Below are 13,990 nucleotides of genomic sequence, written 5' to 3'. Positions count from 1 at the left end.
CCTGCGTATAATTGGGATACCTTGTAGGCAAAGGCTGTGGACAACTGGCTAAGCAAAGCACTGATCTTTTTGATTCGCGCTTATCAGCATTGGGTTTCGCCGTTATTTTTGCCCACCTGTCGCTATACGCCCACTTGTTCTGTCTATGCGATTGAGGCGATCGCCCGATTTGGAGCAGTCAAGGGAACCTATTTAGCTATTCGTCGTATTTTGCGCTGCCACCCCTTTGCCGCCGGCGGCTATGACCCTGTACCCGATCCCCACGATGACTCTGTGCCCCCCTCTTCCCCTTGTTAGTGTCCGGGAGAGCCTATCGACCCTCTACGGCATCGGCATAGCGATAAATTTCTATTCCCAATGCTGCGGCAACTGGTCGTGCCCGATCCTCTACCATTGGCGAAATCACGATTTTACGGTCAATTTGGCGTTGGGGGTGACGTGCATAAAAATTCACCTTGCGATCAAAGATATACATCCCTGCCTTGTCAATTGAAGATTTATAGCTATTTCGAAAAGGAGTGAGATATTTTCAAGAGGGATAGGCTATACTCAAAGCGTCATGAATGTTACTCAAGAATATGAGCTATGGCTTGGACTGACGAGAGCGGGTTGTCTCCTACATCCAGCAAGGTGGCAAAATCAGTGAAGCAACTCAAATCTTCCAGGTGAGCCGCGCCACTATCCATCGCTGGCTGAAGCGAGAGGACTCAGCCCCCACGGTTGTCCCCCGTCGTCCTTGGAAACTGGATTGGGCGGCCTTAGCAGCCGATGTTGCTGCCCATCCCGATTGATGGAGAGCGAGCGGGGAAGCGTCAGAAAAGAGAGAGTTGAGTCGCAGGACGGTATAGACACCAGAAAGACTTCATCGCCCCAATGCTGTTTTGCGGATACTTGAATGCGTTAGGGTTTGTGAGCTGGCTGAGTCAGTACTGTTTGCCGGCGTTAAAGAGACCGTCGTTGTTGATGATGGATAATGCACCGATTCATCCAAAAGGGGCGATTCAGGCAGTGGTGAAAGCGGCGGGTCACGAGGTGTTATTTTTACCGAAATACTCTCCTGATTTGAATGTGATTGAGCACGACTTCAGTGCGCTGAAGCGAGCGCGGATGTATGCAGGGTCAAACAGTTCGATTGATGAAGTGATTCGCAAGTATTGTGCTGGATGATATCTCATTTTTTATTGGAATAGCTATATGTGGTGAATGGCAAGCCTGCCATCGAGTGGGTGATGGATCGCTATCAAGTCACTGTGGATAAAGACAGCCAAATTCGCAATGACCCCAACGACTGGTCAGCAGATCCCCGCTACATTATTGACTTACTGAAGCGCGTGGTGCGAGTGAGCGTCGAAACGCTCCAGATTGTCCAACAGCTTCCAAAGTTCAAGCTCCTCAGCAAAAAGGCAACTGCCCCCTGATTAGCGCCTAGGCAAAGACTGCCGTGCGATTGCCATACACGAGAATGCGGTTCTGCAAATGCAGCCGTACTGCCCGTGCCAAGACCACCCGTTCTAAATCCTTGCCCTTGCGAATCAGATCTGCCACCGTATCGCGATGGCTAATGTGCACAACTGCCTGCTCAATAATCGGTCCTTCATCCAAATCCGCTGTAGCATAGTGGGCCGTGGCACCAATGATTTTTACCCCCCGCTCATAGGCACGGTGGTAGGGATTCGCCCCCGCAAAGGCAGGCAAAAATGAATGGTGAATGTTGATCACTTGGGGAAAGGCCTCAATAAATTCTGGACTGAGTACCTGCATATACTTGGCCAGCACCACCAGATCGATGTTGTAGTCCTTGAGCAGTTGCAGCTGCTTGGCTTCGGCAAGGGGCTTGGTCTCTGGTGTCACGGGGATATAGTGAAAGTCAATGCCAAACTGTTCGGCAATGGGACGTAAATGCTCATGGTTACTGATAATCAGGGGAATTTCCGCAAAGAGATCCCCCGCTCGCTGCCGCAGCAGCAAATCCCACAGGCAATGATCTTGGCGGCTCACCCAAATGGCCAAGCGATAGGGAATATCCGACGCCCGCAACTGCCAGCGCACCCCTTGCCAACTGGCAAAGACTTTTTCCCGCTGTGCATAGTTGATAAATGTGGCAGCAATCTGATCGCGGGGGATTTCAAAGCCCTCTAGTTCCCACTCGAGGCGGGAGAGAAAAATGCCCGCGACAGCATCCGTGTGGTGATCAGCATGAACAATGTTACCGTTGTAGCGATAGACAAACTGCGCCAACTTGGCCACTAACCCCCGCTGATCAGGACAGGAAATGCAGAGGGTCATGGTGGGCATGGACATAGGAATAAAGGGAATAAAGCAAGGCAGAGCAACCTGTATTCTACTACTGCTGAGGACTGGCGGCGCGATTTAACACCTTGGCGAGGTACTGCCCTGTGTAGGATTGGGGCACCAGTGCCACCGCTTCAGGGGTGCCGACGGCAACCACCTCTCCGCCGCGATCGCCCCCCTCTGGTCCAAGGTCAATAATCCAATCGGCACAGCGAATCACATCCAGATTGTGCTCAATCACCAAAATCGAGTTGCCCTTGTCCACGAGACGCTGCAATACATCGAGGAGTTTATGCACATCGTAAAAAGACAGCCCCGTGGTGGGTTCATCAATCAAGTAGAGCGTTTTGCCCGTGGCACGCCGCGACAGTTCAGCCGCCAATTTGAGGCGTTGGGCTTCGCCCCCAGAGAGGGTCGGTGCCGTTTGCCCTAGTTTGAGATAGCCCAAGCCCACATCCACGAGGGTTTGCAGCTTGCTCACTGCCTTGGGGATATTTTCAAAAAAGGCCAGTGCCGTCTCGGCGGTCATATCCAAAACGTCAGCGATCGAGCAGCCTTTGTACTTCACTTGCAGGGTATCGCGATTGTAGCGTGCCCCCTTGCACACTTCACACTGCACATAGACATCGGGCAAAAAGTTCATCTCAATCACATTGACCCCTTGGCCAGCGCAGGCTTCACAGCGTCCGCCCTTGATATTGAAGGAAAATTGCCCTGGTTTATAGCCCCGTGCCTTGGCCTCCACGGTTTGGCTAAAGACCTCACGGATAACATCAAACACCCCAATGTAGGTGGCAGGGTTCGAGCGGGGGGTACGACCAATGGGAGACTGGTCAATGACAATCACCTTGTCAATGGCATTTAAGCCTTCAATCTCGCCAAGTCCCTTGGGGAGCGGCACACTGTGACCAAGATGGTGCTGCAGGGCAGGATAGAGGACTTCGTGCATGAGGGTGGATTTTCCCGACCCCGATACCCCCGTCAGACACACCAGCTTACCGAGGGGAATTTCTACGGTGATGTTCTTGAGATTATTGCGAGATACCTGTTTGAGAATCAGGGATTGACCATTCCCCGGCCGGCGATCGCTGGGGGTTTCAATGCGCTTGCGCCCCGACAGATAAGCCCCCGTCAGGGAGTCGGGATGATTGAGAATCGCCTCTAGGCTGCCTTGAGCCACAATCTGGCCGCCGTAGATCCCCGCCCCTGGGCCAATATCAACAATGTGATCGGCAGCGCGGATCGTGTCCTCATCGTGTTCAACCACAATCAGCGTATTCCCCAAGTCCCGCAGGCGAAACAGTGTTTGCAGGAGGCGATCATTATCCCGCTGATGCAAGCCAATACTGGGTTCATCGAGGACATAGAGCACTCCCGTCAGGCCAGAGCCAATTTGAGTGGCCAAGCGAATGCGTTGGGCTTCACCACCAGAGAGGGTGGCCGCACTGCGATCCAGCGTCAGGTAATCTAGCCCCACATCCACGAGAAACTGTAATCGCGCGGTCACTTCCCGCAGAGCCAGCTCCGCAATCTGCTGTTGGCGGGCACTCAGTTGGAGCGATCGCAGCCGTGCTAAACACTCACGAATCGAGACACTGGTGAGATCCGTGAGGCGATATTGCCCCAAGCGCACTGCTAGGGCGGCGGGTTTTAGGCGTTGACCACCACAGGCGGGGCAGGTTTGATTGACTTGGTACTCTTCCAATTTTTGCTTGTAGGCCTCGGAGGTGGTCTCGCGGTACTGCCGCTCTAGAATTGGGATCACCCCTTGGAATTGGCGGTAATAGTCCCGTTTGCGATAGCGGGAATCGGCAGGAACGAGAATTGGGGTATCGGTGCCGTAGAGGATAATTTCCCGTTGCAACTCCGTGAGGCGGTACCACGGTGTATTGATGTCAAAGCCAAAGGCCTCAGCAATACCACAGAGGAGAGCAAGGTAGTAGTCGTGTTCTTTCTCGGCCCAGGGGGCGATCGCCAGATAGACCGGTAGTTCAGGATTGGGGACAATCAACTCCGGGCTAAATTTGCGCAAATAGCCCAAGCCATGGCACTCTGGACAGGCACCGTAGGGGGAGTTAAAGGAAAAGAGCCGCGGCGATAGCTCATCCATCACTGCCCCATGCTCCGGACAGGCAAAATTTTCGGAAAATAGGAGCGTTTGACCCTCAGTCTCACCCTCGCGGGGTACCACACTGACCATTGCTGTGCCGTTGGCATGGTGCAACGCCGTTCGCAGCGAGTCCGCTAAGCGTTCCTCAATCCCCGGCTTCAGCACAAGGCGATCGACAACAATTTCAATCGTGTGGGCATGGTTTTTATCCAGTTCAATGGCATCACTGAGGTCGCGCACCTCGCCATTAATGCGAACCCGCACAAAGCCTTCACTAGCAAGACTCGACAGCAGTTTTTTATGCGTGCCCTTTTTCCCCTTGACAATAGGAGCTAGAACTTGAAAGCGCGTCTGAGGGGGCAACTGCATCACCTGATCCACCATTTCATCAATGGTTTGGGGGCGAATCGAGCGATCGCAATGGGGGCAATGGGGTTCACCCGCACGGCCATAGAGCAGCCGCAGGTAATCATAGATTTCCGTCACCGTGCCCACCGTCGAGCGAGGATTGTGGGAAGTGGACTTTTGATCAATGGAAATCGCTGGACTCAGCCCCTCAATGGCATCCACATCCGGCTTATCCAACTGACCGAGGAATTGCCGTGCATAGGCACTCAGCGACTCCACATAGCGGCGTTGCCCTTCAGCAAAAATCGTGTCAAAGGCCAGAGAGGACTTACCGGAACCAGAAACCCCTGTCATCACAATCAGGCGATCGCGGGGCAGATCGAGGTCAATGTTTTTCAGATTATGCTGCCGTGCACCCCGAACCCGAATTTCACCCGTAGGCACTGGATCGCCCATGCTGCAAACTGCGAATGTTAAAAAACGTTACATTGAGGGTTATTATAGCAACGCGGCCAGACCCGTTTGGCACCATCCAATAAAAAAGCGGGGTGTGGTTTCCCCGCTGTGAGTGTGACTTAGGTTACTTGCGCTGAACCCAGTGAGTTTGAGGGATTCACCGACGGGTTGGGCTTAGTAGTCGAAGTCACCGCCCATGCCGGCACTGGCACCCGCAGGATTGTTGTCCTTGGGTTCGGGTTTGTCAACGATGATGCACTCGGTGGTCAGCACCATACCGGCAATAGAGGCCGCATTTTGCAGAGCCGAGCGGGTGACTTTGGCAGGGTCAACGATACCAGCATCGAACATGTTGACATATTCATCTTTGGCGGCATCATAACCCACATCGAAGGGTTTTTCTTTGACCCGTTCGACAATGATGGCACCGTTTTGACCCGCGTTTTCAGCGATGCGACGCAGGGGAGCGCTAAGGGCACGCTCAACAATGTTGGCACCAATCAGTTCTTCACCCGTCAGGTGCTCAGCCGCCCAGTTGCTCAACTCAGGCGCCAAGTGCACCAAGGTGGTACCGCCACCGGGAACGATCCCCTCTTCAACAGCGGCTTTGGTGGCGTTAATCGCATCTTCCAGACGGAGTTTGCGATCTTTCATTTCGGTTTCAGTGGCAGCACCGACTTTAATCACTGCCACACCACCGGCCAGTTTGGCCAACCGCTCCTGCAGTTTTTCTTTGTCATAGCTGGAGTCGGTTTCTTCGATTTGGCGACGGATTTGCTCGCAGCGAGCTTTGACGGCTTTTTCATTGCCTTCGGCCACAATCGTGGTGTGATCTTTGGTGATGGTGATGCGGCGAGCTTTACCGAGCATATCCAGCTTGGTATTTTCCAGCTTCAGACCGGCATCTTCGGTGATCACTTGACCCGCTGTGAGGACGGCAATATCTTCGAGCATTGCTTTACGGCGATCGCCAAAGCCGGGAGCTTTCACCGCAGCCACATTCAAGACACCGCGCAGACGGTTGACCACGAGGGTCGCCAAGGCTTCTTTCTCGATGTCTTCAGCAATGATCACCAGCGGTTTACCGGCGCGAGCCACTTGTTCGAGGATCGGCACCAGATCTTGCACTAAGGTAATTTTCTTGTCGGTGATCAGCACGAAGGGTTCATCAAGCACCGCTTCCATGCGCTCGGTGTCGGTGGCAAAGTAGGGGGAGATGTAGCCCTTGTCAAAGCGCATCCCCTCAGTGACCTCGAGTTCGGTGGTCATGGATTTGCCTTCTTCGAGGGAGATCACGCCTTCTTTGCCCACCTTGTCCATGGCATCGGCAATCATCCGACCCACTTCTTCATCGTTACCGGCAGAGATCGCTGCCACTTGGGCAATGGCTTTGGAATCTTCCACCGGACGGGCATGTTCAGCAATTTTTTCCACAAGGAAGTGGGTGGCTTTGTCAATCCCGCGTTTCAGGGCAATGGGGTTAGCACCGGCAGCCACGTTGCGCAGCCCCTCTTTCACCATGGCATGGGCAAGAACCGTTGCCGTAGTCGTACCGTCACCGGCAGCATCATTGGTTTTCGAGGCGGCTTGGCGGATCAGCGCCACACCGGTATTTTCAATGTGATCTTCCAGTTCAATTTCTTTGGCGATCGTCACCCCGTCGTTGACAATTTGGGGGGCGCCAAATTTTTTCTCCAGAACTACGTTCCGTCCTTTAGGACCAAGGGTCACGGCCACGGATTCAGCCAAGATGTCCATCCCTTTTTCGAGGGCACGACGAGCATTTTCGTTGTAGATAATGCGCTTCGCCATAGGTGTTTCCTACCTCAATCGTTCAACAGTGATGAAAAATCGCACAGAAATGTAAGGAGTGTCAGCGACTTAGCCAACAATGGCCAAGATGTCTTTTTCCGAGAGGAGAACGTAGTCTTCGCCCGCCAGTTTCACTTCAGTACCGGCATATTTGGAGTACAGCACTTTGTCCCCCACTTTCACATCCATGGGCTGACGCTTGCCGTCTTCAGTGAGTTTGCCAGGACCGACGGCGGTCACTTCGCCCACTTGGGGTTTTTCACGGGCGTTGTCGGGCAGGAGGATGCCCCCTGCGGTACGTTCTTCACTTTCGCTGACTTTGACAAAAATGCGATCGCCCAACGGCTTCACAGTTGAAACGCTTAGAGATACGGCTGCCATAGCGTACTGTTCTCCCAATTGTAAGAGTATGGATTGATAGCACTCACTGCACGGCTCATCGCGCAGTTTTTGGGGGGCAAGAGCATCACTTACAGTTGTTTAGCACTCTCACCCTTCGAGTGCTAATGTAGCGAGAGACGGTTGGCGATCGCAACTCCTGTTGCAGTACGGTTTTCCGAACGGAACTTTAGCTCTTTAGTCCCGTCGTGGCAATGCCGCGAATCAGTTGCCGCTGACCCAAAATAAACAAAATCATCACCGGCACAGTGGCAATCACCGCCGCCGCCATCATCAACGGCCAATCATTGGTGAACTGCTCCTGAAAACTGGCCAAGGAAAGCTGCACTGTGATCAGTTCTGGCTTAGTGGTAAAGACCAAGGGCTTAAAGAGGTCATTCCACTCCCCAATAAAGGTAAAGATAAAGAGTGTGACCAAGGCCGGTCGGCTCAGGGGCAAGAGAATATGCCAGAGGACTTGCCAGCGATTTGCCCCATCCAAGAGGGCTGCCTCCTCAAGGGCAACGGGCAATGTGAGAAAAAACTGCCGCATCAAAAAGACGCCAAAGCCATTGGCCGCCGTCGGCAAGATCAAGGCGCCATAGGTATTGATCAGATGACCCGCCTTGAGGATGAGGAAAATTGGGATCACCAAAAGTTGAAATGGGATCACTAGGGTTGCCAGCATCAGCAGCAAAATCGTCTGTTGCCCCGGAAACGAAAGTCGCGCAAGGGCGTAACCCGCTAGGGCTGAGGTCACCAACTGGAGCGCCGTTACCGCCAAAGCCACAAACGTTGAGTTGGCAAAGGCCAAGATAAAGTGTCCCTGCTGCCATGCTGCCTGATAGCTCTGCCATGTCCAGCCTTGGGGTGGCAACAATTGGGTAGGTAGGGTTCCCGGTGGCCAGCCCGACGTACAGAGCACCACCAGTAGGGGGCTGAGAACCAGCAACGCCCCCAGTGTCAATACTAGGGTCAACCCCAAGGAGTGACCCCTGCCCAAGAGCCGTTTCAGCCCATCCACAACCTTCCGCTCCCCAAACAAAACCCTGCGCCCTTCGGAAAGCCAGCCTCTTGGCGAGAGCTGCATGTCCAATTCTCCCTCATCCCTGCTTTAACTGCCAGTGAGGTACATTCTCCTTCCCCCTTTCATAGAGATTGATCTGCCCCACTCAGGGGGTTGGGAGGGCGCTTGAGGACATCCTTGCAATCAAGATTTTGCTCAAGACGCTATCAAGGGAGCACTATACCACCCTTTGCGTCTCGCAAGAGAGTGTTTGACCACCCTCCTGAGGACTTGCTTATTCAAAGTGCTGCAGGCACAGAGACCGATTCCAAGACAAAGCTTTGAGTTTCCTCCCCAAGTTTGCATAGGAGACAAGCTGTGCCAGTTAGAGAAGTTGCAATTGTCCACCCTTGTGGAGTGTCCAGTAATGACTCATCTGTACAACCCAAATCCTGCTGTTATTTACCGCTGGGTGATGAGTTCTTGCCTTGTTGGTTTAGGATGTGCAACCCTGCACTTAGCTCCTGTAACTGCCCAAATTGCCGTCTATGAAGGGCGGCGTGTCACCGGGGATGTTACCATGACACTTCCCGACGGCAGCACCTACAAAGGGGAATTGCTCAATGGTCGTTTTAATGGCCAAGGTATCCTTACAATGGCCAATGGCAACCGCTATGAAGGGGAATTTCGCAATGGCCGCTACCACGGTCAGGGGGTGCTCACCTATGCCGATGGGGGACGCTACGAAGGGGGGTTTGTGGATGGCATCTTCAATGGCAAGGGCACTCTCCAACTGGCCAATGGTCAACGCTACGAGGGCACGTTTCTCAATGGTCAATACCATGGGGAGGGGGTGCTCACCTTTCCCGACGGTACCCGCTATGAGGGGCAGTTTCTAGCGGGCAAGTATCATGGAACTGGAACGCTCTCCTTCGGAGATGGCACAAGCTATGCCGGACAGTTTCGCAATGGCTTATTTGAAGGACAGGGGGTCTTTACGCTACCGGATGGCTCCCGCATTGTGGCCACATGGCGCAATGGTCGCCGCGAACCCCGCTAATCTGCTTCAATCAGGCTGTGAGTGATCCGCTGACGGCGGCGCTAAGTCCCTACGCCCGCTTTGGGGTGCGCCTTGGCCTTGAACCCATCCAAGCGCTGCTGAGTGCTTTGGGGTCTCCCCAGTTACAGGTGCCCTTGATCCACGTTGCGGGGACAAATGGCAAAGGGTCGGTGTGTGCCTATTTGGATAGTGTTTTGCGGGCGGCGGGCTATCGCACGGGGCGTTATACTTCACCCCATCTGTTGAGTTGGTGTGAGCGCATTTGTGTCGATGGTGAACCCATTGCCCCTGAGGTCTTTTTGACCTTGATTCAACACATTGAAGCGGTACTGCCACAGGTGGCTTATCCCCCCAGTCAGTTTGAAGTGATCACGGCGGCGGCATGGTTGTATTTTGCCCAGCAGCGGGTGGATGTGGCGGTGATAGAGGTGGGCTTGGGGGGGCGCTTGGACGCCACCAATGTATGTCAGCCCCCTTTGGTGAGTGTGATTACCTCCATCGGTTGGGATCATTGGCAGCGGTTGGGCAATACCTTGGGGGCGATCGCTGGCGAAAAAGCAGGTATTCTCAAGCCGGGCGTGCCAGCCGTCATTGGCCCTGTTCCCCCCGAGGCAGAGGCGGTGATTGCGCAGCGTTTGGAAGCTTTGGGGTGCCCAGCGATCTGGCCAGAACCAGCCCAGTGGTGTGCAAAGCGGCCGGGATGGGCGATTTGGAGGGGGATGGAGTACCCCTTGCCCTTGGCTGGAGAAATGCAGTTGGTCAATTCAGCGATCGCGATCGCCACGCTACAACAGTTACAATCTCAAGGCTGGCAGATTTCCCGAGAAGCGATTCAACAGGGAATGGCACAAACCCGCTGGCCGGGACGACTGCAATGGTTACAGTGGCAAGGGCGCAAACTGCTCATTGATGGTGCCCACAATGCTCCTGCCGCCGCCTACCTACGGCAATACGTGGATCAACTGGGCTGGACAGAGGTGACATGGGTGGTGGGGATGCTCGCCAATAAGGATCATGAGGGGATTCTCAAACATCTCCTGCGAGGGGGCGATCGCCTGTGGTTGGTACCCGTACCGGATCACGCTAGCGCTGACTTAGAGGACTTGAAGGCACTTGCCTACACCTGTTGCCCTGAGTTAGGGGAATGCCGTCTTTTTAAGGAGGTGACTGAGGCACTCGATAGGGCAGGCGATCGCTGTGTGGTCTGTGGCTCCCTTTACTTAATTGCTGGCGTTTTGGGAAAGAACTCATAATTGATGTGGGACACTCGCTTTCAAGGAGACACTTATTTCTACGGCACAGAGCCAAACGATTTCCTCAAAGCCCATGCCCATGACTTTGTGCCCCAAGGGCAAATTCTCTCCCTCGTCGAAGGGGAAGGGCGTAATGCCGTCTATCTTGCTCAGCAGGGATATGCCGTCACGGCTGTGAATGCCTAGGACTGGCGAAAGCCCAGCGCCTTGCTCAAGAACGGGGAGTCGCCATTACTACCTATCACTGCGATCTGCGGGATGTTGACCTTGGTGAAAATGCGTGAGATGGGATGATTGCTATTTTTTGCCATCTACCACCGGAGCGGAACGGTAAAATCAAGGTAATGTTGTCCTATTGCTATGCCGCCGCGACGCACCCGTAGCCAAGTCATTATTCTCGATGCCCTTAGAGCCAGTGGCCGAGCGCTCTCGGCACAGGAACTATTTTTGGAACTACGGCAGCGGCAAACTCCCCTAGGACTGGCAACGGTTTATCGCACCCTCGATAGTCTGCGCATCAATGGTGAGGTGCAAGCACGGGCGTTGCCCAGTGGCGAATTGGTCTATAGCCTCGTGCAGCAGGATCAACACTACCTCACCTGTTTGCACTGTGGGGCATCGATTCAGATTAACTGCTGCCCAGTCCAGCACTTAGAAGCTGAGCTACAACAGTCCTACCATTTTGAGATTTTCTACCATACCCTTGAGTTTTTCGGTCTTTGTGCCAAGTGCCAAGTGACGGTGCAGCGCTAAAAGGGTATTCTGGATCAGACAGGTCTTCAGAAAGGGTGTGATTGAATTTGCCAACTGTACTTGGAGACGGGCGATCGCCCAAGGCTGGGAAAATCCCTACCGCGTTCGCTATGCCAGCAATTTAGACGATGGCCCTTGGCATGGCATGCCGCTGGGGGGGTTTGGCGCAGGTTGCATTGGCCGTTCTTCTGCTGGGGATTTTAATTTCTGGCATATTGACGGCGGAGAGCACATTTTTGGCACCCTAGCGGCCTGTCAATTTAGTCTTTTTGAGCAGGGAGAGCAGACACAGGCCTATGCCCTAGGGACTCCCCCCAACGATGGCCGCCTCAGCACTTGGCAATGGTATCCGGCTGGCAAAGGTATCTACGCTGCCCGCTATCCCCGCAGTTGGTTTGTCTATGAGGGGGTCTTTAAGGCTGAGATCACCTGCGAACAGTTTTCACCGATTCTGCCCCACAACTACCAAGAAACCAGTTACCCCGTGGCAGTGTTTCTGTGGACGTTTAGCAATCCCACGGATCAGCCCCTCACCCTCAGCTTGATGTTCTCGTGGCAAAATACCGTCGGTTGGTTTCGCAATACCACCCCTTTCTCTGCCATTGAAATCCGCGATGATGGCAGCCCCGTCTATACCTACACGCCCCCTTTGGGTCAAAGTGACGGCAATTTTAATGAACTGATTCAAACGGAGTCCTACCAAGGTTGGCGACTGCGCCGTACGCCCCACCCGAACCCACCCCAAGAAGGCGATGGTGAATGGGCAGCATTGGTTCCCACAGGCCTTGGTGAGTTTTTTGGCTGTAGTCGCTGGCAGCCAGAGGGGGATGGGGCACAACTGTGGCAATCATTTTCGGGGGATGGTTCCCTACCAATTGTCAATGATCCAACCCCAGCGGCAGCGGGAGAACAGGTGGCCGCCGCCTTTGCGGTGCGCTTTGCCTTGGCACCTAGGGAAACAAAACAAATTCCCGTGGTCTTGGCGTGGGACTTTCCTGTGACTGAGTTTGGTAAGGGCGTGATCTATTACCGTCGCTACACGGATTTTTGCGATCGCAGTGGCACCAATGCTATCACCCTTGCCGCCCGTGGCCTAGAGCATTACAAGGAATGGCAACAGCAGATTCGCACTTGGCAAGCGCCAATTCTCACCCACCCCGATTGGCCCGACTGGTTCAAGATGGCTCTGTGCAATGAGCTGTACGTCCTCAGTAGTGGTGGAACGCTTTGGAGTACCGCCAGCGATCGCGACCCCGTGGGGCAGTTCGCCGTTCTAGAATGCCTTGACTACCGCTGGTATGAAAGTCTGGATGTGCGGCTCTATGGCTCCTTTGCCCTGCTGCAACTGTGGCCAGAACTGGAAAAATCCGTAATGCGTGCCTTTGCGCGGGCGATTCCCACCGCTGATCCCACCCGGAGAATCATTGGCTACTTCTATCGCGGTGACCCCGAAACCGCCTACAAAGCCCCTCGCAAACTGGCCAATGCTGTACCCCACGATCTCGGTGCGCCCAATGAGCATCCTTGGGAAAGGACGAACTACACTGCTTATCAGGACTGCAATCTTTGGAAGGATTTAGCTTCTGACTTTGTCCTTTTGGTCTATCGCGACTTTTTGTTTACTGGGCAGACGGATCTCGAGTTTGCGCGCGAGTGCTGGCCGGCAGTGGTGGCGGCCTTGGCCTATTTGAAACAATTTGATCGCGATGGCGATGGCCTGCCAGAAAATGGCGGTGCCCCGGATCAAACCTACGATGACTGGAAGCTACAGGGGGTCAGTGCCTACTGTGGTGGCTTGTGGTTGGCAGCCCTCGAGGCAGCGATCGCCCTCGGCACGATTCTCCAACAACCGCAGGTGGAGACCTACCGCCAGTGGCTCAAGCAAGCTCGCCCCCGCTACCATCAACTGCTGTGGAATGGCGAGTACTACCGTCTTGATACCGGCAGTGGTTCCGATGTGATCATGGCGGATCAGCTCTGTGGTCAGTTCTATGCCCAACTCTTGGGTTTGGCGGATATTGTGCCCCCAGACTGTTGCGATCGCGCCCTGCGGAAAATTTACGACACCTGTTTTCTCGAATTTCACAATGGCCAGTTGGGTGCCGCCAATGGTCTTTTGCCCAATGGTCAACCCGAAAACCCCCACGCTACCCATCCCCTTGAAGTCTGGATAGGGATTAACTTTGGCTTGGCCGCCTTTTTGTGGCAGCGGGGAATGACCCACGAAGCATGGCGCTTAGCCGAGGTGGTGGTACGGCAAATCTACGAGAATGGTCTGCAATTTCGTACACCGGAGGCGATTACGGCCAATCGGACGTTCCGTGCCTGTATGTATCTGCGACCCATGGCCATTTGGGCACTGGCTCTCGTCAGCCGGGGATCACGAGCCACCTAAAAGTTTTGTAACCTATTTTACATTGTTTCAGTTTTCTAGGGTAATTGAAACTGCACTCCCTGCGATCGCCTTATCCGTCTCATCATCACATCTTATCTTTCCTCAATTCCCTCTAAAGGCCATAGGG

The 13,990-nt window shown here is 54.1% G+C and carries 12 protein-coding genes and 2 pseudogenes; 8 read left to right on the top strand and 6 right to left on the bottom strand.

The genetic code is table 11. From position 1 onward, the window contains the following. Positions 1-36: 36 nt before the first annotated feature. Positions 37-297 (top strand): membrane protein insertion efficiency factor YidD, encoded by a 261-nt coding sequence (gene yidD / locus RHH81_RS04345; protein ID WP_310743435.1) that lies wholly within the window; start codon positions 37-39, stop codon positions 295-297. 13 nt (positions 298-310) lie between these two features. Here yidD and RHH81_RS04340 read toward each other — a convergent pair. Next, positions 311-499, bottom strand: a pseudogene (locus tag RHH81_RS04340) (hypothetical protein); the annotation flags it as partial. A gap of 121 nt (positions 500-620) precedes the next feature. On the opposite strand from RHH81_RS04340, the pseudogene RHH81_RS04335 reads away from it, so the two are divergent. Then, a pseudogene (locus tag RHH81_RS04335) lies at positions 621-1,167 on the top strand (transposase). Between the two features lie 32 nt (positions 1,168-1,199). Next, on the top strand, positions 1,200-1,418 hold the full coding sequence (locus RHH81_RS04330) for a type ISP restriction/modification enzyme (protein WP_206201224.1): 219 nt from the start codon (positions 1,200-1,202) through the stop codon (positions 1,416-1,418). Between the two features lie 7 nt (positions 1,419-1,425). On the opposite strand, the gene purU is transcribed toward RHH81_RS04330, so the two are convergent. The 5 genes from purU to RHH81_RS04305 form a co-directional block, all read right to left on the bottom strand. Continuing rightward, entirely contained in the window at positions 1,426-2,301 is an 876-nt protein-coding gene (purU, locus tag RHH81_RS04325; protein WP_206201223.1) for a formyltetrahydrofolate deformylase, read from the bottom strand. Between the two features lie 43 nt (positions 2,302-2,344). Then, positions 2,345-5,206: an excinuclease ABC subunit UvrA gene (uvrA, locus tag RHH81_RS04320; protein WP_310743434.1), complete on the bottom strand. Its 2,862-nt coding sequence runs from the start codon at positions 5,204-5,206 to the stop codon at positions 2,345-2,347. A gap of 174 nt (positions 5,207-5,380) precedes the next feature. After that, entirely contained in the window at positions 5,381-7,018 is a 1,638-nt protein-coding gene (gene groL, locus RHH81_RS04315; protein WP_206201221.1) for a chaperonin GroEL, read from the bottom strand. A 69-nt stretch (positions 7,019-7,087) separates the two neighbouring features. Further along, positions 7,088-7,399: a co-chaperone GroES gene (gene groES / locus RHH81_RS04310; RefSeq protein WP_149820030.1), complete on the bottom strand. Its 312-nt coding sequence runs from the start codon at positions 7,397-7,399 to the stop codon at positions 7,088-7,090. A gap of 187 nt (positions 7,400-7,586) precedes the next feature. Beyond that, entirely contained in the window at positions 7,587-8,411 is an 825-nt protein-coding gene (locus RHH81_RS04305; protein ID WP_225901698.1) for a carbohydrate ABC transporter permease, read from the bottom strand. Positions 8,412-8,829: 418 nt separating this feature from the next. Between RHH81_RS04305 and RHH81_RS04300 the strand changes: the two genes are divergently transcribed. From RHH81_RS04300 to RHH81_RS04280, 5 genes are all read left to right on the top strand, one after another. Next, positions 8,830-9,462 carry an MORN repeat-containing protein gene (locus RHH81_RS04300; RefSeq protein WP_206201218.1) on the top strand — a complete coding sequence of 211 codons (633 nt, stop codon included), beginning with the start codon at positions 8,830-8,832 and terminating at the stop codon, positions 9,460-9,462. Beyond that, positions 9,432-10,715, top strand: coding sequence for a folylpolyglutamate synthase/dihydrofolate synthase family protein (locus tag RHH81_RS04295; protein ID WP_310744313.1), 1,284 nt, complete (start codon positions 9,432-9,434; stop codon positions 10,713-10,715). Before RHH81_RS04300 ends, RHH81_RS04295 begins: the two co-directional genes overlap by 31 nt. Before the next feature lie 3 nt (positions 10,716-10,718). After that, entirely contained in the window at positions 10,719-10,901 is a 183-nt protein-coding gene (locus RHH81_RS04290; protein WP_302676693.1) for a hypothetical protein, read from the top strand. A gap of 174 nt (positions 10,902-11,075) precedes the next feature. Continuing rightward, positions 11,076-11,468 (top strand): Fur family transcriptional regulator, encoded by a 393-nt coding sequence (locus RHH81_RS04285; protein WP_206201216.1) that lies wholly within the window; start codon positions 11,076-11,078, stop codon positions 11,466-11,468. Positions 11,469-11,505: 37 nt separating this feature from the next. After that, positions 11,506-13,863 carry a GH116 family glycosyl hydrolase gene (locus RHH81_RS04280; protein ID WP_225901653.1) on the top strand — a complete coding sequence of 786 codons (2,358 nt, stop codon included), beginning with the start codon at positions 11,506-11,508 and terminating at the stop codon, positions 13,861-13,863. Positions 13,864-13,990 lie beyond the last annotated feature (127 nt).

It is taken from the genome of Thermosynechococcus sp. PKX95 (assembly GCF_031583295.1).
Taxonomy (GTDB): Bacteria; Cyanobacteriota; Cyanobacteriia; order Thermosynechococcales; family Thermosynechococcaceae; genus Thermosynechococcus.
This window is presented reverse-complemented; position numbering and strand designations above follow the sequence as displayed.

What these genes read in the sequence shown, in the direction of transcription:
- purU (WP_206201223.1), bottom strand. Translation starts at nt 2,301, where the DNA reads ATGTCCATGCCCACCATGACCCTCTGCATTTCCTGTCCTGATCAGCGG.
- uvrA (WP_310743434.1), bottom strand. Translation starts at nt 5,206, where the DNA reads ATGGGCGATCCAGTGCCTACGGGTGAAATTCGGGTTCGGGGTGCACGG.
- groL (WP_206201221.1), bottom strand. Translation starts at nt 7,018, where the DNA reads ATGGCGAAGCGCATTATCTACAACGAAAATGCTCGTCGTGCCCTCGAA.
- groES (WP_149820030.1), bottom strand. Translation starts at nt 7,399, where the DNA reads ATGGCAGCCGTATCTCTAAGCGTTTCAACTGTGAAGCCGTTGGGCGAT.
- RHH81_RS04300 (WP_206201218.1), top strand. Translation starts at nt 8,830, where the DNA reads ATGACTCATCTGTACAACCCAAATCCTGCTGTTATTTACCGCTGGGTG.
- RHH81_RS04295 (WP_310744313.1), top strand. Translation starts at nt 9,432, where the DNA reads ATGGCGCAATGGTCGCCGCGAACCCCGCTAATCTGCTTCAATCAGGCT.
- RHH81_RS04290 (WP_302676693.1), top strand. Translation starts at nt 10,719, where the DNA reads ATGTGGGACACTCGCTTTCAAGGAGACACTTATTTCTACGGCACAGAG.
- RHH81_RS04285 (WP_206201216.1), top strand. Translation starts at nt 11,076, where the DNA reads ATGCCGCCGCGACGCACCCGTAGCCAAGTCATTATTCTCGATGCCCTT.